This is a genomic window from Streptomyces sp. NPDC037054, assembly GCF_055606745.1.
The window spans coordinates 958,000-983,120 of sequence record NZ_JBVJSJ010000001.1 but is presented as its reverse complement, the minus strand read 5'-3'; the positions used below and the strand labels follow the sequence as shown (position 1 = coordinate 983,120).

Annotated in this window: 22 protein-coding genes; 10 read left to right on the top strand and 12 right to left on the bottom strand. The window is 73.3% G+C overall.

Annotated features, from left to right (window positions below):
• Nucleotides 1–2: 2 nt before the first annotated feature.
• Both ACZ7D7_RS04330 and ACZ7D7_RS04325 read right to left on the bottom strand, forming a co-directional pair.
• Entirely contained in the window at nucleotides 3–584 is a 582-nt protein-coding gene (locus ACZ7D7_RS04330) for a flavodoxin family protein (RefSeq protein WP_470822183.1), read from the bottom strand.
• A 143-nt stretch (nucleotides 585–727) separates the two neighbouring features.
• Nucleotides 728–1,252 carry a DUF6668 family protein gene (locus ACZ7D7_RS04325; RefSeq protein ID WP_470822181.1) on the bottom strand — a complete coding sequence of 175 codons (525 nt, stop codon included), beginning with the start codon at nucleotides 1,250–1,252 and terminating at the stop codon, nucleotides 728–730.
• Between the two features lie 1,054 nt (nucleotides 1,253–2,306).
• Between ACZ7D7_RS04325 and ACZ7D7_RS04320 the strand changes: the two genes are divergently transcribed.
• On the top strand, nucleotides 2,307–3,395 hold the full coding sequence (locus tag ACZ7D7_RS04320) for a tetratricopeptide repeat protein (RefSeq protein WP_470822179.1): 1,089 nt from the start codon (nucleotides 2,307–2,309) through the stop codon (nucleotides 3,393–3,395).
• Between the two features lie 69 nt (nucleotides 3,396–3,464).
• Here the strand turns inward: ACZ7D7_RS04320 and ACZ7D7_RS04315 are convergent, their stop codons facing one another.
• From ACZ7D7_RS04315 to rarD, 3 genes are all read right to left on the bottom strand, one after another.
• Nucleotides 3,465–4,409 carry a M28 family metallopeptidase gene (locus ACZ7D7_RS04315; RefSeq protein WP_470822177.1) on the bottom strand — a complete coding sequence of 315 codons (945 nt, stop codon included), beginning with the start codon at nucleotides 4,407–4,409 and terminating at the stop codon, nucleotides 3,465–3,467.
• 152 nt (nucleotides 4,410–4,561) lie between these two features.
• On the bottom strand, nucleotides 4,562–5,035 hold the full coding sequence (locus ACZ7D7_RS04310) for a VOC family protein (protein WP_470822175.1): 474 nt from the start codon (nucleotides 5,033–5,035) through the stop codon (nucleotides 4,562–4,564).
• Nucleotides 5,036–5,074: 39 nt separating this feature from the next.
• Nucleotides 5,075–6,109 carry an EamA family transporter RarD gene (rarD, locus tag ACZ7D7_RS04305; protein WP_470822173.1) on the bottom strand — a complete coding sequence of 345 codons (1,035 nt, stop codon included), beginning with the start codon at nucleotides 6,107–6,109 and terminating at the stop codon, nucleotides 5,075–5,077.
• Nucleotides 6,110–6,356: 247 nt separating this feature from the next.
• Here rarD and ACZ7D7_RS04300 point away from each other — a divergent pair, with 247 nt between their 5' ends.
• Nucleotides 6,357–6,941, top strand: coding sequence for a M23 family metallopeptidase (locus ACZ7D7_RS04300; RefSeq protein ID WP_470822171.1), 585 nt, complete (start codon nucleotides 6,357–6,359; stop codon nucleotides 6,939–6,941).
• A gap of 152 nt (nucleotides 6,942–7,093) precedes the next feature.
• On the opposite strand, the gene ACZ7D7_RS04295 is transcribed toward ACZ7D7_RS04300, so the two are convergent.
• The 7 genes from ACZ7D7_RS04295 to ACZ7D7_RS04265 form a co-directional block, all read right to left on the bottom strand.
• Nucleotides 7,094–9,988 carry an AfsR/SARP family transcriptional regulator gene (locus ACZ7D7_RS04295; protein WP_470822169.1) on the bottom strand — a complete coding sequence of 965 codons (2,895 nt, stop codon included), beginning with the start codon at nucleotides 9,986–9,988 and terminating at the stop codon, nucleotides 7,094–7,096.
• Nucleotides 9,989–10,188: 200 nt separating this feature from the next.
• A complete protein-coding gene (locus tag ACZ7D7_RS04290; protein ID WP_470822167.1) occupies nucleotides 10,189–11,043 on the bottom strand; it encodes an SDR family oxidoreductase in 855 nt (284 codons plus the stop codon).
• Between the two features lie 149 nt (nucleotides 11,044–11,192).
• Complete coding sequence (locus tag ACZ7D7_RS04285) at nucleotides 11,193–12,272, bottom strand: 2-oxoacid:ferredoxin oxidoreductase subunit beta (protein ID WP_470822165.1); 1,080 nt, start codon at nucleotides 12,270–12,272, stop codon at nucleotides 11,193–11,195.
• Nucleotides 12,265–14,196, bottom strand: coding sequence for a 2-oxoacid:acceptor oxidoreductase subunit alpha (locus tag ACZ7D7_RS04280; RefSeq protein ID WP_470822163.1), 1,932 nt, complete (start codon nucleotides 14,194–14,196; stop codon nucleotides 12,265–12,267). Before ACZ7D7_RS04280 ends, ACZ7D7_RS04285 begins: the two co-directional genes overlap by 8 nt.
• Before the next feature lie 155 nt (nucleotides 14,197–14,351).
• The gene (locus ACZ7D7_RS04275; RefSeq protein ID WP_470822460.1) at nucleotides 14,352–15,011 is read right to left on the bottom strand and encodes a LuxR C-terminal-related transcriptional regulator; all 660 of its coding nucleotides are present in this window, start codon (nucleotides 15,009–15,011) and stop codon (nucleotides 14,352–14,354) included.
• 403 nt (nucleotides 15,012–15,414) lie between these two features.
• A complete protein-coding gene (locus ACZ7D7_RS04270; RefSeq protein WP_470822161.1) occupies nucleotides 15,415–16,785 on the bottom strand; it encodes a sensor histidine kinase in 1,371 nt (456 codons plus the stop codon).
• A gap of 156 nt (nucleotides 16,786–16,941) precedes the next feature.
• Complete coding sequence (locus ACZ7D7_RS04265; RefSeq protein ID WP_470822159.1) at nucleotides 16,942–18,153, bottom strand: sensor histidine kinase; 1,212 nt, start codon at nucleotides 18,151–18,153, stop codon at nucleotides 16,942–16,944.
• Between the two features lie 203 nt (nucleotides 18,154–18,356).
• On the opposite strand from ACZ7D7_RS04265, the gene ACZ7D7_RS04260 reads away from it, so the two are divergent.
• Genes ACZ7D7_RS04260 through ACZ7D7_RS04225 form a run of 8 tightly spaced genes read left to right on the top strand, consistent with a single transcriptional unit; the run spans nucleotide 18,357 to nucleotide 25,120 of the window.
• Nucleotides 18,357–18,779 carry an NADH-quinone oxidoreductase subunit A gene (locus ACZ7D7_RS04260; RefSeq protein WP_470822157.1) on the top strand — a complete coding sequence of 141 codons (423 nt, stop codon included), beginning with the start codon at nucleotides 18,357–18,359 and terminating at the stop codon, nucleotides 18,777–18,779.
• On the top strand, nucleotides 18,770–19,435 hold the full coding sequence (locus ACZ7D7_RS04255; protein ID WP_470822155.1) for an NADH-quinone oxidoreductase subunit B: 666 nt from the start codon (nucleotides 18,770–18,772) through the stop codon (nucleotides 19,433–19,435). Before ACZ7D7_RS04260 ends, ACZ7D7_RS04255 begins: the two co-directional genes overlap by 10 nt.
• A complete protein-coding gene (locus tag ACZ7D7_RS04250) occupies nucleotides 19,432–20,640 on the top strand; it encodes an NADH-quinone oxidoreductase subunit C (RefSeq protein WP_470822153.1) in 1,209 nt (402 codons plus the stop codon). Before ACZ7D7_RS04255 ends, ACZ7D7_RS04250 begins: the two co-directional genes overlap by 4 nt.
• Nucleotides 20,637–21,605: a complex I subunit 1/NuoH family protein gene (locus ACZ7D7_RS04245; RefSeq protein ID WP_470822152.1), complete on the top strand. Its 969-nt coding sequence runs from the start codon at nucleotides 20,637–20,639 to the stop codon at nucleotides 21,603–21,605. The genes ACZ7D7_RS04250 and ACZ7D7_RS04245 overlap by 4 nt, the downstream gene beginning before the upstream one ends.
• A complete protein-coding gene (locus ACZ7D7_RS04240; RefSeq protein ID WP_470822150.1) occupies nucleotides 21,605–22,168 on the top strand; it encodes a NuoI/complex I 23 kDa subunit family protein in 564 nt (187 codons plus the stop codon). The genes ACZ7D7_RS04245 and ACZ7D7_RS04240 overlap by 1 nt, the downstream gene beginning before the upstream one ends.
• The gene (locus ACZ7D7_RS04235) at nucleotides 22,165–22,725 is read left to right on the top strand and encodes an NADH-quinone oxidoreductase subunit J family protein (protein ID WP_470822149.1); all 561 of its coding nucleotides are present in this window, start codon (nucleotides 22,165–22,167) and stop codon (nucleotides 22,723–22,725) included. The genes ACZ7D7_RS04240 and ACZ7D7_RS04235 overlap by 4 nt, the downstream gene beginning before the upstream one ends.
• Nucleotides 22,725–23,129: an NADH-quinone oxidoreductase subunit NuoK gene (gene nuoK, locus ACZ7D7_RS04230; protein ID WP_470822148.1), complete on the top strand. Its 405-nt coding sequence runs from the start codon at nucleotides 22,725–22,727 to the stop codon at nucleotides 23,127–23,129. The genes ACZ7D7_RS04235 and nuoK overlap by 1 nt, the downstream gene beginning before the upstream one ends.
• The gene (locus tag ACZ7D7_RS04225) at nucleotides 23,126–25,120 is read left to right on the top strand and encodes an NADH-quinone oxidoreductase subunit 5 family protein (protein ID WP_470822146.1); all 1,995 of its coding nucleotides are present in this window, start codon (nucleotides 23,126–23,128) and stop codon (nucleotides 25,118–25,120) included. Before nuoK ends, ACZ7D7_RS04225 begins: the two co-directional genes overlap by 4 nt.
• The last annotated feature ends 1 nt before the right edge of the window (nucleotide 25,121 follow it).

Here is a 25,121-nt window from a genome sequence, read left to right as displayed (position 1 = left end):
CGTCAGCTCTCGTAGGGGAAGCGGGCCAGGGGCGCGTCCTGGTCGAAGAACGTCTTCGCGCGCGTCAGCGCCTCCGTGTCCCGCAGGACGTCGCCGGGCTTGCTGCCGTTGCCGAGCAGGACGCCGCCGAAGCGCATCCCCAGGTACGCCGCCGAGTTGTTGAGCGTGCCGACCAGCGGCTCGGCGACCTCCTGCTCCTCGTGCGCGAGCGCGGTCACGCCCCACAGGGTGCGGCCCGCCATCGTGGCCTTGAAGTCCAGGCCGGGGGTGCGCAGCCAGCCCGACCAGTGGTCGAGGTAGCGCTTGGTGTGCGCGGAGACCGCGTACCAGTACAGCGGCGAGGCGATGACGAGGTCCGTCGCCGCGAGCGTGGCGTCCAGCAGCAGCGCGACGTCGCCCTCGGTGGGCCGGACGTGGTCGCTGTCGTGCCGGAGGTCCTCGAAGTCGGGCAGGGGGTGCTCGGCGAGGTCGATCCACTGCTGCTCGACGTCGGCCGGGAGCTGTTCGGCGGCGGCCCGGGCGAGCAGTTCGGTGTTGCCGTCGCTGCGGCTGCTGCCCAGCACGAAGAGGAAACGGCGAGTCATGGGATCCCCAATTTGATCGGCGTCCATCAATTATGTGCATCTGCATCATATGCACGTGCATGAATTACCTCAAGGGGGTGGCTCAAGGGGGTGGGGGGCGGGGTGAGGTGGCGGGGCTCGGGCAGGTCGGCGCACGGCTCGGGTCAGCGCACGGCTCGCGTCAGCCGGGCCAGGGTCTCCGTCTCACGCGGCCGGCCGCCGCTCAGGTCGCCCAGCCGCCAGGCCGGGACCCACGGGACGCGGTGGACGTCGACGACCGACTCGATGGCGCGTACGCGCTGGACGAGCGGGCGCGGCAACCGGCCCGGCGCGTCCGCGACGAGCACCACGGCGTCCAGGTCGAGCCCCGGCGGCGTCTCCGCGCACCGGAACGCCTCCACCGCGCGGACGACGGACTCCAGGCCGGTGGCGTGGGTGCGGGCGACGAGCAGCACCGAAGGCGGGTCGCCGGGGCCGGGCCAGGCGTGTCCGCAGTCGTGGCCGCCGTAGACCGCGGCCAGCGTCGTGGCGCCGGCGCCGCCGTGCGTGGCGACCCAGGAGAAGCGCCGGGCGGAGGCGCGGGCCTCGGCGGGTGGCCCCGGCGCGGGTGCGGGTACCGGCCCGTGCTCGGGTGCGGGCACCGGCCCGCGGATCCAGCTCTCCGGCCCCGGTGACTTGCCTGTCTGCATGCCGGTCTCCTCCCTCGTCCCGCGGATTTCATGCCACCGGGCCCGCCCCGCGGCGCGGCCACGGCTTGGGACGAGCCTGTGACACCTCGGTGACGTGAGAAACGCGGCCGAACGGAGAGACTCGGAGACAGGTGTACGTACGACCGGCCACTCCCCGGCGCACCCGAATGAGGGGACGATGTCTCGACTCAGCCGCGACAAGAAGCGGGAACAGAAGCGTGGCGCGGGACCTGAGGCTCCCCCGGCCCCGATCGAGGTACGCGTGCCCGTGCCGGTCCCCGCACGGGCGGCGGACGGGGCCGGGGGCGCCGGGGCGGCGCGGCTCGGCGCCTCGGTCGGCGGCGTGCCGGTCGCCCCGGCCGACGGCGAGGAGATCCAGCAGGCCGTCCTCAACCGCCTCCACACGATCGCCCTCGCCGCCGGCCGGCCGGTCCTGGCCACGGTCCACGACGCCCGCATGGGATACGTCATCCCCCTCCGGGTCGACCTGGACGGCTCGAGCCACTTGACGGGGGACCCGGTGCCGGTGACTCCGCCCGGGGCGGGGGAGGGGCCGGCGCCGACGCAGGCACCTGGGGCGGGTCCGGCGCCCACACGGACGCCCGAGTCCGCCCCTCCGTCCGCACGGACGCCCGAGTCCGCCCCGGCACCCGCACCGCCGGCCGAACGGCCTGCGACGCCTGCGGCACCGGCTGCGCCTGCCGCTCCGGCTGCACCGCCGACTCAGGCCGCACCGGCGGCCGAACGGCCGACGATGTCTGCGGCATCCGCTGCTCCTGCGGCTCCGGCCGGGCCGGTCGCGCCGTCCGGGCCCATGGACGCACTGTTCGGGCCCACGGCGCCCACGGTCGCTCCGGCCGGGCGCGCCGGGTCCGCCGCGTCCGCCGGGACCGCCGGGTCCGAAGCGCCCGCCGGGTCCGCCGCGTCGTCCGGTGGCGAGGCGGACCAGTCGTCTCAGTCGGCCCAGGCTCAGCCGGCACAGTCACCGCAGTCGCCTGATCCCTCGGACACCCGTGACCGGCGGACGCGCTTTCTGCGGCCCGTCGTCGAGCCGGTGCGGGAGTCGGCCCCGACGTTCCGTATGCGGGCCGTGCCCGAGTCGGAGGCGGCGGCGGAGCCCGGCCACGAGGCGGCCCCCGCGCCGCACGCCGAGTCGGCGCCCACCTTCCGGATGAAGGCGATCCCCGAGTCCGAGTCCGGGTCCGGGTCCGGGGCCGAGTCGCGTGGGCAGGGCGCGGGCACCGGGGCGGGTGCTGCGACGTTCCCTCTGCGGGCCGTGCCGTCGTGGGCCGCCGGGCGGGCTGCCGCGCCGGACGCCGCGCCCCCCGGTACGGTCGCCGCCCCGACCGGCGCGTTCGGCCCGCCGCCGCGCATGGACGCCGGGGCGCACGCCGCGACACCTCCACCCGCACCCGACCCCACCCGGTCCGCGGAACACGGCCGCGCCTCCGAGTCGGCCCCGCCCCCGGCGGCCCGCCCGGGCGCGCACGCCCCGGCGTACAACCGCGCGCCTGCCTCCGCCCACGCCTCAGCCCGTGCCTCCGCACCCGCCCCGACCCGCGACCTCGCCCTCTCGCCCCACCTCGACCCCGACCCCAAGCCGACTCCGCCGCGCGGCTTCGACGCCGTGGCCGAGGCCGTACTCGGGGACGAGCCGATCACCGCGCCCGGCGACGACACCGCGCCCGCGCTGCTCGCCGAGCCGATGGGCCGCATCAACGACGCCGTCCGCGGCGGCCGTACGGAGGAGGCGGCGCGGCTGGCCGAGGAGACCGTCACGGAGGCGGCCGGGACGCTGGGCGCGGAGCACCCCGAGGTGCTGCGGCTCCAGGAACTCACCGCGTACATCGCCTACTTGGCCGGAGAGCCGCTCCGCGCCCTGCGGCTGTCCCTCGAACTGGCCGGCGTCCACCGCCGGCTGGGCGACGCGGAGGCCGCGTACGGCAACGTCCAGAGCGCGGCGACCGCCTGGCGTGCCGTACGCGACCCGGCGCGCGGCCTGGAGTTGGGCCGCGAGGTGATCGACCTGTGGACCGGGCTCGCGGCCGAGGGCGGACCGGCCGCCGACGAGATCGAGCAACTGGAGTCGATCCGCACCCGCATGGAGCGGCTCGCCCAACGGGCCCGGGAGTCACAGGACTAGATCAACGATCAACGATCAACGATCAACGGGAGCGGACCGCGGACGCGGGCCGCAGGAGCGGTCCCCGGGTCACGACGACAGCTGCCAGACCGCGTGGGCCAGGGCGTCGCTGTTGCGGTTCAGGGCCGTGTCGTTGATGTTGGACGTCGTGTCGCAGGACGAGTGGTAGCAGCGGTCGAAGGCCACGCCCGCCGTGCCGCCCCACTTCTGCGCCTGCGCCGCCGTCTTCGTCCGGCTCGCGCCCGTGAACAGGCCGCCCACCGGCACGCCCGCGCTCTTGAACGGCGCGTGGTCGGAGCGGCCGTCGCCCTCGGTCTCGATCTCCGTGGGCACGCCGATGCCGGTGAAGTAGTCCTTGAAGGTCTTCTCGATCACGGGGTCGTCGTCGTAGACGAAGTAGCCGGGGTTGGGCGAGCCGATCATGTCGAAGTTGAGGTAGGCGCGGATCGTCGCGCGGCTGCCGGTGGTGAGGCTGTTGACGTACTGGCGGGAGCCGACGAGGCCCAGCTCCTCCGCGTCCCACCAGGCGAACCGCAGGTGCTTGGTGGGCTTGTACTGGGCGCGCGCCACGGCCAGCGCGGTCTCCAGGACGGCCGCCGAACCGGAGCCGTTGTCGTTGATGCCGGGGCCGGAGCTGACGCTGTCCAGGTGCGAGCCGGCCATGACGACCTGGTTGGTGTCACCGCCGGGCCAGTCGGCGATGAGGTTGTAGCCGACGCGGCCGGAGTACGTGAACTGCTGGATCCTGGTGGTGAATCCGACCGCGTCCAGCTTGGCCTTGACGTAGTCGAGGGAGGCCCGGTAGCCGGGGCGGCCGTGGGCGCGGTTGCCGCCGTTGGCGGTGGCTATGGACTGCAGTTGCGTCAGGTGCGCCTTGACGTTGGCGACGGGTATGTCGGGCGCGGCGGTCGGCAGGGGCGCGGGGGCCGCGTCGGCGACGGTGCCGCCGGCCAGCAGGGTGGTGGCCGCGACGACAGCCGCGGCCACGGCACGCGCGGAAACGGGGAGCTTCATGTGGGGGGCTCCGAATTCCTCGGGAATCCTGGGGGATTCCGGCTGAATGGGTGCCCTGGATGCTCAGGGAACGGCTGACCCTCCGTCAAGAGCGCTATCCGGACAGGGGTTTCGCTATCCGAATAGCGGAGGGTGTCCCGTGTCCCCTCCCGCTAGTGGACGCAGAACTCGTTGCCCTCCGGGTCCGCCATGACGACCCACGAGCCCGACGGTTCCGACACCCGCCGCAGCACGCTCGCGCCCAGCCCCTCCAGCCGCCCGACCTCCTCGTCGCGCCGGCCCTCACCCGGGTGCAGGTCGAGGTGGAGCCGGTTCTTCACCGTCTTCGCCTCGGGCACGCGCTGGAACAGCAGGCGCCGCCCGAGCCCCGTGCCGCTCTCCTCGTCGTGCGGGTCCCCGGGATGCCGTACGGCGGCCAGATCCCGCCAGAAGCGCCGGCCGTGGCGCTCCACGGTGAGCTCCACGGGGGCGGCGCCGAGGTCGAGCAGCTTGCCGATGAGCGCGCTGTTGTCCTCCAGCGCGTAGTGGAGGGCGGCGGCCCAGAAGTCGGCCTGGGCGTGCGGGTCGGCCGCGTCGACGACGAGTTTCCAGTGCACGGGCGCGGGGGTCTGCGCGGGCTGAGTCATGCGACCACTTATATCCGGGCGGCCCCGGCCTGACCCCGGTTACGCCTCCACGGGGTCGGTGTTCGCCTTCGCCTTCGCTTCCGCCTTCGCTTCCGCCGTCGCCGTCGCCGTCGCCGTCGCCGTCGCCGCCGTCGCCGCCGTCGCCGTCGTACGCGGCAGCCGGAGTTCCGCTCGGGTGCGCGCGGTCTTTCGGGCGGTGCGCAGGGCGTCGCCCGTGAGGAGGGACAGGGCCAGCCACACCAGGGCGAACCCGGCCCAGCGCTCCGGCGGCATGGCCTCGTGGAAGTAGAAGATGCCGAGCAGGAACTGGAACACCGGCGCCATGTACTGCAGCAGCCCCAGCGTGGACAGCGGTACGCGGATCGCCGCCGCGCCGAAGCAGACCAGCGGCAGCGCGGTCACGATGCCGGTCGCGGCGAGCAGTGCGGCGTGCCCCGCGCCCTCCGAGCCGAACGACACGTCGCCCCGTGAGCCGAGCAGCAGCAGATAGCCCAGCGCGGGCAGGAAGAGGACGGCGGTCTCGGCGGCCAGCGACTCGACGCCGCCCAGGTTGACCTTCTTCTTCACCAGGCCGTAGACCGCGAAGGAGAAGGCGAGCACGAGGGAGATCCACGGCGGCCTGCCGTAGCCGACGGTGAGGACGACGACGGCCGCGAAGCCGATGCCGACGGCCGCCCACTGCGCGGGCCGCAGCCGCTCCTTCAGCAGCAGGACGCCCATGGCGATGGTGACGAGCGGATTGATGAAGTACCCGAGGGACGCCTCGACGACGTGGCCGGAGTTCACGGACCAGATGTAGAGGCCCCAGTTGACGGTGATGACGGCCGCGGCGAGCGTGACCAGCCCCAGTCGGCGCGGCTGCCGCAGCAGCTCGCCCGCCCAGGCCCAGCGTCGGATCACCAGCAGCGCGACGGTCACGAAGGCCAGGGACCACACCATGCGGTGGGCGAGGATCTCCGTGGCCCCGGCCGGCTTCAGCAGGGGCCAGAACAGGGGCACGAGGCCCCACATCCCGTAGGCCGCGAAGCCGTTCAGCAGTCCTATGTGCCGCTCGCCCTTCGACTTCCCGGTCACGGGCACCTCCTTCTCGCCTGGCCGCCCACACATGCAGCACCGACGAAGGTAACGCCGACCGGCCCCGCCTGTCATGCCCGTATCGGCATACGGTCATGACAGTTTCACGGCGCCGAGCGGCGGCCCGAGCGGTGCCCGAGCGGCTCCCGGTTCCCGGGCCCGGAGGGCCGCCTGTATCGGCTTGTATCCGCTTTGTATGCCCGCCTCCTTCAATCGCCACGTCACCTCGGCGACCACGGGAGGAACCATGCAGAGACGTAAGAGACACGGCCGTCGGCTGCTCGCGGCGCTGTTCGGCCTGGCCGCGCTGGTGGCGGCGGCCCCGGCGGCCACCGCCGCTTCGGACACGGTCTCCACCGAGGCCGAGGCCGCGGCGACCCGCCCCGCGTTCCGCATGCCGTTCCTCTGCGGTCAGACCTGGCGCGGCAGCAACTGGCAGGGCCACAGCCCGGCCCACTCCATCGACTGGAACCACTACGACGCCAACGGCAACCCGGACGACCTCGGCCGCCGGGTGTTCGCCAGCGCCGGCGGCACCGTCCTGGAGTCGTACTACGCCACGAACACCGGCTACGGGAACACCATCGTCATCGGGCACGGCAACGGCTGGCGGACCCGGTACGCGCACCTGAAGACGCGTGACGTGGCCAGGGGCGCCACCGTCGCGCGCGGTCAGCGCATCGGCGAGGTGGGCGCCACCTCCGCGCTCTACAACATCTCCCCGCATCTGCACTACGAGCAGATCTACAACGGCAACGTCGTCGTCGCCGTCGTCCAGGGCCTGTCGTACCCGGACTACACCGTGCGGTACCAGACGAGCAACAACTGCTGATCCCGCACCGGACCCGAACGCACCGCACCGCACCGAGCCGCCCCGGAGCGGGGGGCGGGTACGGCGTCGCGCAGCCGCCGTACCCGCACTCCGGGGCAAGCGCCGCGCGGGCCGCTTCCGCCCGCGCAGGCCGCTCACGCCGCGCGAGCCCGTCAGCGCAGCGACCGCAGCTTCGCGTCCACCAGCTCCGCCTGGTCCCGCACGTCGAGGCGCCGCCAGGCCGACAGCGAGCGGTGGAAGTAGCGCCGCGCGGTTTGCTTCCGGCCCGTCGCGTGATGCAGCTCGCCCAGCAGACACGCCACCCGCGCCTCCGCGCGCCGGTCACCGAGCTGCTGCTGCACCGCCAGCGCCCCGACCAGCAGCGCCGACGCCTGCCCCGCGTCACCCAGCCGCAGGCACAGCTCCCCGATGCTCTGCTGCACGTACGCCGCGCAGTGCGTGTCGGTCAGCTCGTCGAAGATCCCCAGCGCCCGCTCCAACTCCGCCCGCGCCAGGTGCGGTTCACCGCGCAGCTCGTGCAGGACGGCGATCCGGCGGCGGACCTGCGCCTCGCGGTGCCGGTCGCCCACGCCGCGCGACAGGGCGAGGGCGCGCGCCAGCCACGGCGCCGCGGCGTCCGCGTCGCCCCGCTCCAGCCACACCGAGGCGATCGCGTTGTGCGCGACGGCCTCGCAGTGCCGGTCGCCCGCGGCCCGGGACGCGTGCAGCGCCTCGGTGAACGCGGTGAGCGCCGCGTCCAGATCACCGGTCACGCGGTGCACGGAGCCGGTGCCGAGCCCGGCGACGGCCTCGCCCGAACGGTGTCCGAGGGCGGCGAAGACCTTCCGCGACCGCTCGAAGGCGCCGAGCGCGTCGCCGTACCGGTCCTGGTAGAGGTGGAGCTGGCCGAGGTTGCGCAGCAGGGCGGCGGACCGCGCGTCGGTCGCGGAGGGCACCGCGTCGAGGACGAGGCGGTGCGTGCGCAGCCAGTCGCCGTAGTAGCCGCGCATGTCGAAGAAGCCCGCCAGTTCGACGGCGAGGTCGGCGGCCCGCGCGTGCTCGCCGAACCGCAGCGCGGTCTCCACGGCGGAGACGAGGACCCGGCGCTCGCTCTCGAACCACTCGATCGGGCGGGCCCGCACGGCACGGGCGAGGCCCGCGGTCGGGCCGGGCAGCGGCACCGCCTCGCCGAGCACCCCGAGGAAACGCGTCGGCATCGCGGCGTTCGCGCAGCGGGCCAGGGCGATCAGGGCGTCCACGGTCCGCAGCGCGCGCTCGCGCCAGACGCCGGGCGGGTCCGCCTCGGCGAGTTCACGCGCGTAGATGCGGAGCAGATCGTGCATGCGGTAGCGCTGGAGGCCGAGCGGGTCGGTGCCCACCACCTCCACGAGGTGTTCGTCCAGCAGTGTCTCCAGCACGTGGTCGGGCTCGTGGGGCCGGCCCATCGCCACCGTCACGAGCCAGCCGGGCACCGCCTCGGCGGGCAGCCGGCCGAAGGCGCGGAAGGCGGTCGCCGCGTCCTCGGGCAGATGCCGGTAGCTCAGCTCGGCGCTCGCCCGCACCTCCAGCTCGCCGGTCTGCAACTGGTCGAGCCGGCCGCGCTCGTCGTGCAGGAAGTCGGCCAGCGCGCCCACCGTCCAGCCGGGCCGGTTGGCCAGCCGTGCCCCGGCGATCCGCACCGCAAGCGGCAGTGAGCCGCAGCCGGTGAGCACCCGGTCCGCGTCCGCGCCGGCCACGCTCAGCCGGTCCTCGCCGACGATCCGGCCGAGCAGCGCGCGGGCCTCGTCGCGCCGCATCACACCGATCGGGAAGGGCTGCGCGGGCAGGGACGGCATCCGGCGGCGGGAGCTGACCAGCACGGCGGAGCCCCCGGTGCCCGGCAGCAGCGGTCCGACCTGGGCGCCGGTCGCGGCGTCGTCCAGGACGATCAGGACGCGTCGCTGGGCCAGCCGGGAGCGCAGCAGCGCGGCCCGCTCGCCCGGCTCGGCCGGCATCGCGTTGTCGATCACGCCGAGGCCGCGCAGCATCTCGGCGAGCACGTCGGACGCCTCGCGCGGCCGGCCGCTCATGCCGCCCAGGTCCACGAAGAGCTGCCCGTCGGGGAACATGTGCCGCACGCGGTGGGCGACATGGACGACCAGGGTGGACTTCCCCGACCCCGGCGGGCCGGACACCACGGCGACGACCGGCCGCCGCCCGGCCCCGGACAGCAGCGCCTCCAGGGCGGCGACCTCCGTGTCGCGGCCCGTGAAGTCCGGTACGTCCATCGGCAGCTGGCACACCGGCGGGGCCGGAGCGGCTCGGCGCGGGGCCGCGTGCCCGTTGATCTCCTCGCCGGTGGCGCGCAGCGGGGCGCCGGGGGCGACGCCGAGTTCGACGGCGAGGACGCGTTCGGCCTCCGCGTAGGCGGCGCGGGCCTCCGTGATCCGGCCGGCGCCGTGCAGGGCGCGGACCAGCATCTGCCACAGGTCCTCGCGCAGCGGGTCCTCGGTGAGCCGTTTGCGCAGGTCGGCGACGAGCGGCGGGTAGTCGCCGAGCCGCAGCCTGACCTCCAGGCACTCGTCCACGGCGAGGGACCGCAGCTCCTCGACGCGGGTGAGCACCGGGTCCCACACCACGCTGGACGGCAGGTCCTGGAGCACACTGCCCCGCCACAGCGCGAGCGCCGCGTCGTAGCCGCGCAGGGCGGTGTCGTCGTCGCGCCGGTCGCGGGCGGCGCGCGCGCCGTCCAGGAGCCGCTCGAAGAGGAGCATGTCGTGGTCGCCGGGGTCGACGTCCAGGGTGTAGCCCGCCGGCTGGGTGCGCAGTCCGTCGGTGGGGATGCCGGCGGCGGTCAGGGCCCGGCGTAACGCGCGGACGTAGGTGCGGACGTTGGCCACCGCCGAGCGGGGCGCGCCGCCCGGCCACAGGACCTCCGTCAGCACGTCCAGCGACACGAACGCGCCGGGTTGCAGGAGCAGCGTCGCGAGGACCGCCCGCGGTTTCGGGCCACCCAGTGGCAGTGGTCCCGGTGCGCCCCGCGCCCTCACCCGGAGCGGGCCCAGCACGCCGAATGTCGGCTCCCCCATGCTGCCTCCGTACCTGCCCGTGACAGTCCGTGACTGCGGCACAGACTACTCGCGCGTAGGGTCGCCGAACAGGAGTTCAACGATCCAGTACGGGACCGACACCGCGTGGCCACTTCCCGTCGACCCGGCCGGAACCGGGCGGCCGTCGGGAGGCCGGGAGTCCCCGCTCCATGGGGTGACGCGGTGGGAGGGCCGGGTCGTCAGCCCTTGAGGGCGACCGCGATCGCCTCCGCGAGCGGCGTCGTCGGGCGGCCCGCCAGCCGGGCCAGGTCGCCGGAGTCGACCACCAGCTCGCCCTTCTCGATGCACGCGTCCACGCCCGCGAGGATCGCCGCGACCGGTTCCGGCAGCCCGGCGCCGGTCAGGACGCCGGCCAGCTCGTCGGTGGACACGGGGCGGTAGACGATCTCCCGCCCGGTCTGCCGGCTCAGCTCCGCCGCGTACTCGGCGAAGCTCCAGGCCTCGTCGCCGCCCAGCTCGTACGTGCGGTTCTCGTGGCCCTCGCCGGTCAGTACGGCGACGGCGGCGGCCGCGTAGTCGGCGCGCGCGGCGGAGGACACGCGGCCCTCGCCGGCGGCGGCCAGCACGGCGCCGTGCTCCAGGACGGGGGCGAGCTGCTCGGTGTAGTTCTCGTGGTACCAGCCGTTGCGCAGCAGCGTGTAGGGCACGCCCGAGGCGAGGATCGCGTCCTCGGTGCCCCGGTGGTCGTCGGCCAGCGCCGCGCTCAGGGTGCCGGGGGCGCTGGTGTAGGCGAACAGGGCGACCCCGGCGGCCCTGGCGGCGTCGAGGACGACCTGGTGCTGGCCGACCCGGCCCTTGGCGACCTCGTTCCCGGAGATCAGCAGCACCTTGTCGCCGGCCGCGAACAGACCGTCGAAGGTCTCGGGCGCGTTGTAGTCGGCGACGGCGAGTCGCACGCCGCGCCCGGCGAGGTCGGCGGCCTTCGCCGGGTCGCGCACGACGGCGGTGACCTGCCCGGCCGGGACCTTCTCCAGCAACTGCTCCACGACGAGACGGCCGAGCTTTCCGGTGGCGCCGGTGACGACGATGCTCATGTTCTGGGCTCCTTCGGGGGTGGTTGTACCACTAACCCTAGAGCATGCGCTTTCCAAGGGAAAGTGTCTGGCCCTGTTCACTGATCTCCGCAAACGACGGGGGCCCGGGCGCGAAGTGCGCCCGGGCCCCCGTAGCGGGTACCGCGTGATCAGCCGATGACGGTCCAGGTGTCGCCGCCGGCGAGGAGGGAGGCGAGGTCGCCCTTGCCGTTCTGCTCGACGGCCGTGTCGAGCTGGTCCGCCATCAACGTGTCGTACACCGGCCGCTCGACGGACCGGAACACCCCGATCGGCGTGTGGTGCAGCGTGTCGGGGTCGGCCAGCCGGGACAGCGCGAACGCCGTCGTCGGGGAGGCCGCGTGCGCGTCGTGGACGAGGACGTCGGCCTCGTTCTCGGCGGTGACGGTGACGACCTCGAGGTCCCCGGTCCGCCGGTCGCGGACGACGCCCTTGCCCAGGTCGCCGCCGAAGCGGATCGGCTTGCCGTGCTCCAGGCGGATCACGGCCTCCTCGGCCCGCTCCTTGTCCTTGAGCGCGTCGAAGGCGCCGTCGTTGAAGATGTTGCAGTTCTGGTAGATCTCCACCAGCGCCGTGCCCGGGTGGGCGGCGGCCTGGCGCAGTACGTCGGTGAGGTGCTTGCGGTCGGAGTCGACCGTGCGGGCCACGAACGACGCCTCCGCGCCGACCGCCAGCGAGACCGGGTTGAACGGCGCGTCCAGCGAACCCATCGGCGTCGATTTGGTGATCTTGCCGACCTCGGAGGTCGGGGAGTACTGGCCCTTGGTCAGACCGTAGATCCGGTTGTTGAACAGCAGGATCTTGAGGTTGACGTTGCGCCGCAGGGCGTGGATCAGGTGGTTGCCGCCGATCGACAGCGCGTCGCCGTCACCCGTGACGACCCACACCGACAGGTCCCGGCGGGACGCCGCCAGACCCGTCGCGATGGCCGGGGCGCGGCCGTGGATGGAGTGCATCCCGTACGTGTTCATGTAGTACGGGAAGCGGGAGGAGCAGCCGATGCCGGAGACGAAGACGATGTTCTCGCGGGCCAGGCCCAGCTCCGGCATGAAGCCCTGCACGGCGGCCAGGATCGCGTAGTCGCCGCAGCCCGGGCACCAGCGCACTTCCTGGTCGGACTTGAAGTCCTTCATCGACTGCTTGCCCTCGGCCTTGGGGACGAGCGAGAGCGCCTCGATCGTGCCCGTGCCTTCCGTGGACGTGTCAGCCATCGATGGCCTCCTTGAGAGCGGTGGCGAGCTGCTCCGCCTTGAACGGCATGCCGTTGACCTGGTTGTACGAGTGGGCGTCGACCAGGTACTTCGCCCGGACGAGGGTGGCGAGCTGGCCGAGGTTCATCTCGGGGATCACCACCTTGTCGTAACGCCCCAGGATCTCGCCGAGGTTCCGCGGGAACGGGTTGAGGTGGCGCAGGTGGGCCTGGGCGATCGTGTCGCCGGCCGCGCGCAGCCGCCGGACGGCCGCGGTGATCGGGCCGTACGTCGAGCCCCAGCCCAGCACCAGCGTCCTGGCCTCGCCGGACGGGTCGTCGACCTCGACGTCGGGGACGTCGATGCCGTCGATCTTCGCCTGGCGGGTGCGGACCATGAAGTCGTGGTTGGCGGGCGAGTAGGAGATGTTGCCCGTGCCGTCCTCCTTCTCGATGCCGCCGATGCGGTGCTCCAGACCCGGGGTCCCGGGCACGGCCCACGGCCGGGCGAGGGTCTGCGGGTCCCGCTTGTACGGCCAGAAGACCTCGGTGCCGTCGTCCAGGGTGTGGTTCGGTCCCTGCGCGAACCGCACGGCGAGGTCGGGCAGTTCCTCCAGGTCCGGGATGCGCCACGGCTCGGAGCCGTTCGCCAGGTAACCGTCCGACAGCAGGAACACCGGGGTGCGGTACGTGAGCGCGATCCGGGCGGCTTCCAGGGCGGCGTCGAAGCAGTCGGCGGGGGTGCGCGGGGCGACGACGGGGACCGGGGCCTCGCCGTTGCGGCCGTACATCGCCTGGAGCAGGTCGGCCTGCTCGGTCTTGGTCGGCAGGCCGGTGGAGGGGCCGCCGCGCTGGATGTCCACGATCAGCAGCGGCAGTTCCATCGACACCGCGAGGCCGATCGTCTCCGACTTCAGCGCCACGCCGGGGCCGGAGGTGGTGGTCACTGCCAGGGACCCGCCGAACGCCGCGCCCAGCGCCGCCCCGATGCCGGCGATCTCGTCCTCGGCCTGGAAGGTGCGGACGCCGAAGTTCTTGTGCTTCGACAGCTCGTGCAGGATGTCGGAGGCCGGCGTGATCGGGTACGAGCCCAGGAACAGCGGCAGATCCGCCTGCCGGGACGCCGCGACCAGGCCGTAGGCCAGGGCGAGGTTGCCGGAGATGTTGCGGTAGACGCCCGGCGGGAAGGCCTGCGCCGCCGGAGCCACCTCGTAGGAGACGGCGAAGTCCTCCGTCGTCTCGCCGAAGTTCCAGCCCGCGCGGAACGCGGCGATGTTCGCCGCCGCGATGTCCGGCTTCTTGCCGAACTTGGCCTTCAGGAACTTCTCCGTGCCCTCCGTGGGCCGGTTGTACATCCACGACAGCAGGCCCAGCGCGAACATGTTCTTGCTGCGCTCCGCCTCCTTGCGGGACAGCCCGAACTCCTTCAGCGCCTCCACCGTCAGCGTCGTCAGCGGCACCGGGTGCAGGTGGTAGCCGTCCAGCGAGCCGTCCTCCAGCGGCGAGACCGCGTAGCCCACCTTCTGCATGGCCCGCTTCGTGAACTCGTCGGTGTTCACGATGATCTCCGCGCCGCGCGGCACGTCCCCGATGTTCGCCTTCAGCGCGGCCGGGTTCATGGCCACCAGCACGTTCGGTGCGTCACCGGGGGTGAGGATGTCGTGGTCGGCAAAGTGCAGCTGGAACGACGAGACACCGGGCAGTGTCCCTGCGGGCGCGCGGATCTCCGCGGGGAAGTTCGGCAGCGTCGACAGGTCGTTGCCGAACGACGCCGTCTCCGAGGTGAAACGGTCGCCCGTGAGCTGCATACCGTCACCCGAGTCCCCCGCGAACCGGATGATCACTCGGTCCAGCCGGCGGACGTCCTTCGTCCCGGCCGGTTTGCGCTGCTCTCCCACGACGGCTCCGTCGGCCTGCTCCGCTGGGCTACTGACCTGGCTGGTCACTGAACTGGACCTCCCTGGTGGACGGCTGTCCGGGACAGGCCTTCCCGCAGGCCCACCCGGATCAACCCTACGTCCGTGCGACACGCACCTTGCTCGACATTCGCATGATGGACACCATGATGGACACGGAGACGCCTGCTCCGGTCCACCGGTTCTCAGGAGTTGAGATAGGTGAGGACGGCCAGCACCCGCCGGTGGTCGCCGTCGCTCGGGGACAGCCCCAGCTTCAGGAAGATGTTGCTGACGTGCTTCTCGACCGCGCCGTCGCTGACCACCAGCTGCCGCGCGATCGCCGAGTTCGTCCGGCCCTCGGCCATCAGGCCCAGCACCTCGCGCTCCCGCGGGGTGAGTCCCGCGAGGACGTCCTGCTTCCGGCTGCGCCCCAGCAACTGCGCGACGACCTCCGGGTCCAGGGCCGTACCGCCCCGGGCCACGCGCACGACGGCGTCCACGAACTCACGTACTTCGGCTACCCGGTCCTTGAGCAGATAGCCGACGCCGCGGCTGGAGCCCGCCAGCAACTCCGTGGCGTAGCGCTCCTCCACGTACTGCGACAGGACGAGGACCCCGAGGCCGGGGTGCGCCTTGCGCAGCTGCACCGCGGCCCGGACGCCCTCGTCGGTGTGCGTCGGCGGCATCCGTACGTCGGCGACCACCACGTCGGGCAGCTCGCCCCGGTCGGCCAGCTCGGTGATCGTCTTGATCAGCGCGTCCCCGTCGCCGACGCCGGCCACGACGTCGTGCCCGCGGTCGGTCAGCAGCCGGGTCAGGCCCTCCCGCAGCAGCACCGAGTCCTCGGCGATGACCACCCGCACCCTGTCCTCCACGTCCTACGGCCCCCCTGCCCGACGGCCCGCCCCACGGCGGGCCTGCGACAGGTCCAGCATTCCAGCAAAGCGGGCCGGATGCGGCCGGGCGCCGGGAATGGGGGAGCGGACTCCGGTTGAGCAACCCGTCCGGGCCGAAGGGACGGCGCCGGTCTGCCGACGGGTTCCGGCGACTTGCCGCTACCTGCAAGTCCCGACACGCTGCGGCTCCCTTCGGCTCCCTTCCTGGCCGCCACGGCCGTCCGGCGACGCCGCGCGGGCTTCCACGTCCCGTCACGGTGACAGTTCCGGCGACGTCGTGCGGACCTCACCGCCGTCGCGCGGCCGTCCGGCGACGCCGGGCGGTTCTCACCGGCGCCACCGCAGACCGCCGACCGACGCGTACCAGGTGTCAGCGTCGCCACGGCAGTTCGGCCGTCACTCGGGTCGGGCCGCCCGCCGGGGAGTCCACCACGAGGATGCCGTCCACCGCGCCCAGCCGCTCCGCCAGCCCGGCCAGCCCTGCGCCCCGGCTCACGTCCGCGCCGCCGACCCCGTCGTCCATGACCTGGAGCATCAGCCGGTTCTCCACGCGCCACACCTCCACCACCGCCGACGTGGCCCGCGCGTGCTTGCTGACGTTCTGCAGCAGCTCCGACACCGTGAAGTACGCGATCCCCTCGATCGCCGGCGCCGGCCGCTCCCGCAGGTCCACCTCGACCCGCACCGGCACCGCGCACCGCGACGCCACCGCCGACAGCGCCGCGTCGAGCCCGCGGTCGGTGAGCACCGCCGGATGGATCCCGCGGGCCAGGTCGCGCAGTTCCTGGAGCGCCGTCTTCACCTCGCCGTGCGCCTCGTCGACCATGCGCGCCGCCGTCTCCGGGTCCTCGCGCAGCTTCTCCTTCGCCAGCCCCAGGTCCATCGCCAGCGTCACCAGCCGGGCCTGCGTGCCGTCGTGCAGGTCCCGCTCGATGCGCCGGAGGTCGGCCGCCGCCGTGTCGACCACGACACCCCGGTCCGACTCCAGCTCCACGACCCGCGTCGCCAGCCGCGACGGCCCGAGCAGCCCGTGCACCATCACCCGGTCCACCATCGTCAGCGCCCGCACGATCCACGGCGTGGCCAGCGTGAACAGCAGCCCCACCAGCCCCGTCACCGTGATCTCGAACGGGTTGTCCAGGTACACGCGGTGCGTCTCGTCCCCGTACAGCTGAAGCCCGTCCTGCCCCGCCCACACCGGGAAGACCCAGAACCACAGCGGATACGTCAGCAGCGCCCACCCGTACGCCCAGAAGTTCACCGCGACGACGAAGGAGAACACCGCCCACGGGAAGTGCAGCAGCGCGTACAGCACCGCCCGCCAGGACGTGCCGCTCTTGAGGACGGCGCCCATCCACGCCATCGGGCCCGGCTTCCGCGTCCGCAGCGGCTCCGGCTCCGCCACCTCCAGGCCCAGCAGCCCGCGCGCCCGCGCCCGCTCCAGCGCCCCGAGCCCGCGGCAGCCGGCCAGCGCCGCCGCCAGCACGGGAATCCCGAGGAACGTCACCAGCAGACCCGCGCCCAGCGAGATCATCGTGACCGCGTACACGAACAGCAGCACGCTGATCGGCAGGCTCAGCAGCACGAAGCCGAACTCGCGCCAGTAGCGTCCCTCGAACGGCGCCCGCAGCCCCACCGGCAGCCGGGGCCCCCGCCCCCCGCTCCCGCGCCTCGCGGACCCGTGGTCCCTCACCCCGTAGCCCGTCACCCCGTACTCCGTCTCCCCGTACTCCATGGCCATCGGTGTCGTCCGTTTCTCCTCGTCCGGTGCCGTACCACCACACTGCTCCGCCGCAGGTCGGCGGACCATGGAGTCCGTCGGCGTCTTGGCACGGGGGTTTTCCCCACCCCATCCCGCCCCGCGCGCCCGAGGCCCGCCCGCCGGGCGAACCGACCCCTATCCCCGGTCGCGGTCCCGCCACGGCAGCTCCGCCGTGACCGTCGTCGGGCCGCCCTCCGGCGAGTCGACGACGAACAGGCCGTCCACCGCGCCCAGCCGGTCCGCGAGCCCCCGCATCCCCGTGCCGCCGTCCAGCCGCGCGCCCCCGCGCCCGTCGTCCCGCACCTGGATCAGCAGCCGGTCGTCCGCCCGCCACACGTCCACCGACGCCGACCGCGCCCCGCTGTGCTTGCTGACGTTCTGCAGCAGCTCCGAGACGGTGAAGTAGGCGATGCCCTCGATGGCCGCGACCGGCCGGGCTGTGAGGTCCACCGTCACCTTCACCGGCACCGTGCACCGCGACGCCACCGCCGACAGCGCCGCGTCGAGCCCGCGGTCGGTGAGCACCGCCGGATGGATCCCGCGGGCCAGGTCGCGCAGTTCCTGGAGCGCCAGCTTCACCTCGCCGTGCGCCTCCTCGACCATCGCCGCCACGTGCTCGTCGGCCTGGCCCTCCAGCAGCTTCTCCTTGGCCAGACCCAGACCCATCGCCAGGTTCACCAGGCGGGCCTGCGCCCCGTCGTGCAGGTCCCGCTCGATGCGCCGGAGGTCGGCCGCCGCCGTGTCGACCACGACACCCCGGTCCGACTCCAGCTCGGCGATGCGCCGCTCCAACTCGTCGGACGGCGACAGCAGCGCGCGCACCATCGCCCGGTCCGCGTTCGTCAGACCCCGCGCGATGAACGGCAGCACCGGCCACAGCACGAACAGCGACGTCAACGTGATCGTGAACGTCAGCACCCCCCAGGGCAGCCGGATGAAGTCGTACAGCACCGTGCGCCAGCCCACCGGGTCCTTCAGCGCCATCCACAGGTGCGCGAAGAACCCGCCGTCGTCCCGGCCACGGCGGCGCAACGGCAGCGGACTCGGCTCGTCCACCCGCACCCCGAGCAGCGCCCGGGCCCGCGCCCGCTCCAGCTTCCCGATCTGCCGCGCCCCCATCAGACCGGCCGCCAGCAACGGGAACCCGATGACCGTGACGGTCAGCCAGAAGCTCGTGAACAGCACCGTCATGACGTAGACGAAGCCGAACAGCGCCATCGGCAGGTTCGCCAGGAGATGCGCGATCTCCTTCCAGGTGTGCCGGTCGTAGGCGAAACGCGCGGGCGGCGGCGAGGCGGCGGTGCCGTCGGCCCCGGCCGGGCTCGGAGACGGAAGACGTTCGGTCATACGGGTCAGCGTGCCCGGCGGCGGCCCCCCGCGCCATGAGGTGGACCGGCGACCCGGCCCTGGGGAAAACCCCACCCCGCTTCGGGCCCACAGGGGAGACGGGCTGCTTACCGTCCCTTTAACAGGGCCTAGACTCCCGTGCGTACAGATCGTCGAACAACGACATCCACAGGCGCTCAGGGAGCAGGGAGCGAGGGACGGACGTGCGGGAACCGACCGTCGTCGCCACGACCGGCGTCGAGACGACCCCCGTCGCGGCGGACTACTTCCAGTCGTACTCGGTCGTCGGACTGCTCGCCGTCGTCGGCGTGCTCTTCGTCGCGGTCGCCTTCGGCGCGGGCCGCCTGCTGCGCCCCGTCGTCCCGACCCCCGAGAAACTCCTGACGTACGAGTGCGGCGTCGACCCCGTCGGCGAGGGCTGGGCCCACACCCAGGTCCGCTACTACGTCTACGCGTTCCTGTACGTCATCTTCGCCGTCGACTCGATCTTCCTGTTCCCCTGGGCCACCGTGTTCGCCGCCGACGGCTACGGCGCGACGACCCTCGTGGAGATGTTCATCTTCCTCGGCTTCCTCGCCGTGGGCCTGCTGTACGCATACAAGAAGGGCGTCCTGACATGGACGTGAACCCCGAGCCCGAGCCCGTGATGCTGCCCGAGCCGAAGAGGCTGGGCGCCCTCGCGCGCCTCGCCCCCGAGCCCATGAAGGTCGTCCTCAACTGGGGACGCCGCTACTCGCTCTGGGTCTTCAACTTCGGTCTGGCCTGCTGCGCCATCGAATTCATCGCCGCGTCCATGGCCCGCCACGACTTCATCCGCCTCGGCGTGATCCCCTTCGCCCCCGGTCCGCGCCAGGCCGACCTGATGGTGGTCTCCGGCACGGTCACGGACAAGATGGCCCCGGCCGTCAAGCGCCTCTACGAGCAGATGCCCGAGCCGAAGTACGTCATCTCCTTCGGCGCCTGCTCCAACTGCGGCGGCCCCTACTGGGACTCCTACTCCGTCACCAAGGGCGTCGACCAGATCATCCCCGTCGACGTCTACGTCCCCGGCTGCCCGCCCCGCCCCGAGGCGCTGCTCCAGGGCATCCTCAAGCTCCAGGAGAAGATCGCGCGGGAGTCGCTCGGCGAGCGCTACGCCTCGACGCCCCGCCCGTCGGCCGCCGCCCTCACCAGCGGCCTCGTGAAGCCGCCGGCGTCAACCCCGACGTCAACCCCGACGCCGGCCGGTGACACCGCCGCGCCGGGGAACGCCGCCGCGCCGGGAGAGGGGGAGACCCGATGACGACGGCCGGCTGGCTGCCCGCCGACACCGAGGACCTCTTCGGCCCGGACGCCACCGCCGAGGAGGCGTACGAGGTCCTGACCGTCGACGTCCCCCCGGCCGCGTGGATCCCCGCCCTGGAGACCGCCCGCGACCGGCTGGGCTGCACGTACTTCGACTGGCTGAGCGCGGTGGACGAACCCGGTACCGGCTTCCGCGTCGCCGCCCACGTGGTGGCGCTGTCCCCGGTCCGCCGCCTGCTCCTGCGGACGACCGTCCCGCACGACGCGCCGACCCTGCCGACCGCCGGCGGCGTGTACGCGGGCGCGGGCTGGCACGAGCGCGAGACGCACGAGATGTTCGGCGTCGTCTTCGAGGGCCACCCGGGCCTGGACCACCTGCTCCTCCCGGAGGGCTTCGAGGGCCACCCCCTCCGCAAGGACTTCGTCCTGGCCGCCCGCGTCGCCAAGGCCTGGCCCGGCGCCAAGGAACCCGGCGAGTCGGAACACGGCGGCCCCAAGCGCCGCCAGATGCTCCCGCCGGGCGTCCCCGACCCGAACGAATGGGGCCCCCTGAAGGGCCAACTCCCGCCCGCCCCGGCCCGCGGCGCCGGCCGCGCGGCCGGCGACCGCCCCGTACGACGCACGCGCACCGCAGCGGAGGGCCCGGCCGGCCAGGCCACCCCGACCCCGGCCACGGAAACCCCGGCCACCCCCTCCCCGGCGGCGGAGACCCCCGCCCGCCCACCGCGCCGCGCCCGCACGGCATCGGAGGGCTCGGTGAGCCAGGCCGCCCCGGCGCCGGAAGACGCCCGGGGCACGGACGCACCAGCCACCGGACCGCGCCGGGCACGCAGCGCCGGCGAGGGCTCGGCGTCCCAGCGCACCGGCGCCGCCCCCGGACCCCGGCGCACCCGCAGCGCCTCGGAGGGCTCGGCCACCCAGCGCCCTGCGCCGGCGGACTCGACGCCGGGTGAGGTGGCGCAGGGCGCGCCCACCGCGCCCCCCGCCCCGAAGCCCGCCCCGCGCAGCCCCGACGCCCCGTGGCACCACGCCCGCCCGGCGCACGAGGACCCGCACGCCCCCGACCGGCCGGACGACGCCACCGACCGGCCGGACGACGCCCCCGAAGCCTCCCAGGACTCCGAGGCCCCCCAAGACCCCGAAGCCCCTCAAGGCTCCGAAGCGCCCCAAGCCCCCGAAGACTCCGCAGGAGGCCCGCAGTGAACGACGCTCTCGACGTCGCCCTGCGACTCCTCGTTGTCTTCGTCGTCTTCCTCACCTTCCCCCTGCTCGTCGGCCAGACCGAGCACAAGGTGATGGCGCACATGCAGGGCCGCCTCGGCCCCATGTACGCCGGCGGCTTCCACGGCTGGGCCCAACTCGTCGCCGACGGCGTGAAGTTCGCGCAGAAGGAAGACATCGTCCCGGCCGGCGCCGACCGACGCATCTTCCAACTCGCCCCCGCCGTCGCGCTCCTCCCGTACCTCCTCGTCCTCCTCGCCATCCCCATCGGCCCCGGCGAGGGCGCCGTCGGCCAGGTCGTCGACGCGGGCATCTTCTTCGTCCTCGCCGTCATGGGCGTCGGCGTCCTCGGCTCGCTCATGGCCGGCTGGGCGTCGGCCAACAAGTTCTCCCTCCTCGGCGGCCTGCGCACCGCCGCCCAGCTCCTCGCGTACGAACTCCCGATGCTGCTCACCGCCGCGTCCGTCGCCATGGCCGCCGGCACGGTGTCCCTCGTCGGCATCCTCGACGCCTTCGAGTGGTGGTGGCTGCCCTGGCAGATCGTCGGCGCGATCGTCTTCTTCGTCGCCGGCCTCGCCGAACTCCAGCGCCCCCCGTTCGACATGCCCGTCGCCGACTCCGAGATCATCTTCGGCGCGTACACCGAGTACACCGGCCTCCGCTTCGCCCTGTTCCTCCTCGCCGAGTACGCCGGGATCGTCGTCCTGTGCGGCCTGACCACCGTCCTCTTCCTGGGCGGCTGGCACGGCCCCTGGGGCGCCGACGGCCTCGGCTGGGTGTGGACCCTGCTGAAGACGGCCGTCCTCGCCTTCGTCGTCATCTGGCTGCGCGTCACCTACCCCCGGCTGCGCGAGGACCAGCTCCAGAAACTGTCCTGGACCCTCCTCGTCCCCCTCTCCCTCGCCCAGATCGCCCTGACCGGCATCGTGAAGGTGGTGATCCAGTAATGGCCCCCGTCCCCAGCTCCGGCCTGGCCAAGGGCCTGGCCGTCACCCTGCGCACGATGACAAGGAAGACCGTCACCGAGCAGTACCCCGACGTCCAGCCCGACCTCACGCCCCGCACCCGCGGCGTGATCGGCCTGTTCGAGGAGAACTGCACGGTCTGCATGCTGTGCGCCCGCGAGTGCCCCGACTGGTGCATCTACATCGACTCCCACAAGGAGACGATCCCCGCGGCCACCCCCGGCGGACGCGAACGCAGCCGCAACGTCCTCGACCGCTTCGCCATCGACTTCTCCCTCTGCATGTACTGCGGTATCTGCATCGAGGTCTGTCCCTTCGACGCGCTCTTCTGGTCCCCGGAGTTCGAGTACGCCGAGACCGACATCCGCGACCTCACCCACGAGCGCGACAAGCTCCGCGAGTGGATGTGGACCGTGCCGGCCCCGCCCGCCCTCGACCCCGGTGCCGAGGAACCCAAGGAACTCGCCGCCGCCCGCAAGACGGCGGACAAGCTCGCCGCCGTCCAGGCCGAGGAGCAGCGGGAAACGCGGGAGGGAGAGTCGTGAACCTCGCAGCCGAAACCCACGGCTTCCTCTCCCCGACCGGCGTCGAGATCGCCTTCCTCCTCGTCGGCCTGGTCACCTTCGGCGCGGCGATCGTCACCGTCACCACCCGGCAGCTCGTGCACGCCGCCCTGTGGCTGGTCGTGACCCTCGGCGGCCTCGCCGTCGAATACCTGCTGCTCACCGCCGAGTTCATCGCCTGGGTGCAGGTCCTCATCTACGTCGGTTCCGTCGTCGTCCTCCTCCTGTTCGGCCTGATGCTCACCCGGGCCCCCATCGGCCGCTCCCCGGACGCCGACTCCGGCAACCGCTGGGCCGCCCTCACCGTGGCCGTCGCCGCAGCAGCCGCCCTGGTCTGGGTCGTCGTCGACGCCTTCCGCACCACCTGGATCGACCTCGACGGCGCCGCCGAGGGCACCACCCGCGCCACCGGCGAGAGCCTCTTCCAGAACTGGGTCCTCCCCTTCGAGGCCCTCTCCGTCCTCCTCCTCGCCGCCCTGGTCGGCGCGATCGTCCTGTCCCGCAAGGCCAAGGCGGACGCGCAGGAAGGGGCCCGCTGATGCACCTCGCCTATCCCGCCGTGCTGTCCGCCCTGCTGTTCTGCACCGGCCTGTACGGCGTCCTCGCCCGGCGCAACGCGATCCTCGTCCTGATGTCGGTCGAGCTGATGCTCAACGCCGTCAACCTCAACCTGGTCGCCTTCGACGTCTGGCTCAGCAAGACCGCCGAGGAGACGCTGCACTCCGGCCAGGCCCTGACCCTGTTCACCATCGCCATCGCCGCCGCCGAGATCGGCATCGGCCTGGCGATCGTCCTCGCCGTCCACCGCAACCGCGGCACCGCGGACATCGACAAGCTCCGCGACACCGCCGAGCCCCGCGACGCCGACGGACCCGACGGCGACGACCCCGACAGCGACGCCCTCACGGCCGGCCCGGCCGAGAAGGCCGAGGCCACCGCGTGACCACCACCACCCTCGCCGTACTCGTCCCCCTCCTTCCGTTCCTCGGCGCCGCCGCCGGACTGCTGCTGGGCCGCACCGCGCCCGGCTTCGTCCGCCCGCTCGCCGTGCTGCCGACGCTCGCCGCGCTGGTACTCGCCGTGCTCGTCGCCGTGCGCCAGGACGGCGGCCGCGCGATCGACGCCGCCACCGAGCTCACGCCCACCGGCTCCGTCCCCGTCGAACTCGCCCTGCACATCGACGGCTTCGCCGCCCTCGTCGCCGTCCTGGTCGGCCTCGTCGCCACCTGCGTGCAGATCTACTCCACGGGCTACCTCCGCGACGACCCGCGTTACCCCTCGTACGCCGCGCTCGTCTCCCTGTTCACCTCCGCCATGCTGCTCGTCGTCTACTCCGGCGACCTGATGGTGCTGCTGGTCGGCTGGGAGATCATGGGCATCTGCTCGTACTTCCTCGTCGGCCACTACTGGGAGACCCCCGAGGCGCGCGCCGCCTCGCTGAAGGCCTTCCTGGTGACCAAGCTCGGCGACGTCCCCTTCCTCATCGGCCTGTTCGCGCTGGCCACCGACGCCGGGTCGTTCCGCATCACGAAGGTCCTCGGCGCCGTCGCGAGCGGCGGACTCGACCACCCGACGCTGATCGCCCTGCTGCTCCTGGCCGGCGTGGCGGGCAAGTCGGCGCAGTTCCCGCTGCACACCTGGCTGCCCGACGCGATGGCGGGTCCCACGCCCGTCTCCGCGCTGATCCACGCCGCGACGATGGTCGCCGCCGGTGTCTACTTCGTCGCCCGTCTCCTCCCGCTCTTCGAGGCCTCGCGGGCCGCGATGCTGGTCCTCGCCGTCATGGCCGCGGTCACGATGGTCGGCTCGGCGCTCGCCGCGCTCGCCCAGGACGACATCAAGCGCGTCCTCGCCTACTCGACGATCGGTCAGCTCGGCTACATGACCGGCGCCCTCGCCGTCGGCGACCGCGGCGCCGCCGTCTTCCACCTCCTGTCCCACGGCGCCTTCAAGGCGCTGCTGTTCCTCGCCGCCGGCGCGGTCATCCACGCCGCCGGCACCAACTCGCTGGCCGCCATGTCCCGCATGGGGAACCTGCGGGCCCGCGTCCCGGACGCCTACTGGACGATGACCGTGGCGCTGCTCGCGCTCGCCGCGATCCCGCCGTTCAGCGGCTTCTTCTCCAAGGAGTCCGTCCTCCGCGCCGCCGAGCACGTCCTGACCGGGCACACCGAGCACGCGCCCGGCGCCGCCGGCTGGACCGTCCTCGTCGCCGGACTGCTCACCGCCCTGCTCACCGCCGCGTACGCCACGCGCCTGTGGCTGCTGGCCTTCCGCGGCCGGGGCGCCGAGGCCCCCGACCACGGCAGGCAGCCGGTGCCCATGACCGCGGTGCTGTGGGTGCTCGCCGTGCCCTCCCTCGCCTTCGGCGGGCTCGCGTTCCGCCTGCTGCCCCACTGGTTCGACGTCGCCTCCCTCGCCCCGACGCTCACCACCTCCGTGCTCGGCACGGGCGTGGCCCTCGTCGGCGGCATCGTCACCTACGCGACCTGGCGGCACACCACCGCGCTCGCCGCCCGCGTCCCCCTGGGCGCCGTCGCCGCCCACCCCGAGGGCGACGCCGGGCAGGTCGAGGCCGAGGCCATCGCCAGCCACACCCCCGCCTACGGCGACGTGGCGTCCGCGCCCGACCCGGCCGACCCGGGCCGGCTGCTGCTCGGCCCGCTGCACCGGCACGCGGCCGGCGGCTTCCATCTGGACGCCGTGTACTCCGCGCTGTTCGTCCGCCCGGTGCGGGTCGCCGCGAGCGTCGTCAGGTTCCTCGACCGGGAGGTCGTCGACACCTACGTACGCGGCGCGGGCGCCCTACCCCGCTGGCTCGGCATCGCCGTACGGCGGGCCCAGACCGGCAATGTGCAGACCTATGTGAGCGCGCTGCTCGCCGGCACCGTCGTCCTCGCGGTCGCCGCCGTCCTCGTCGCCACGGGAGCGTGAG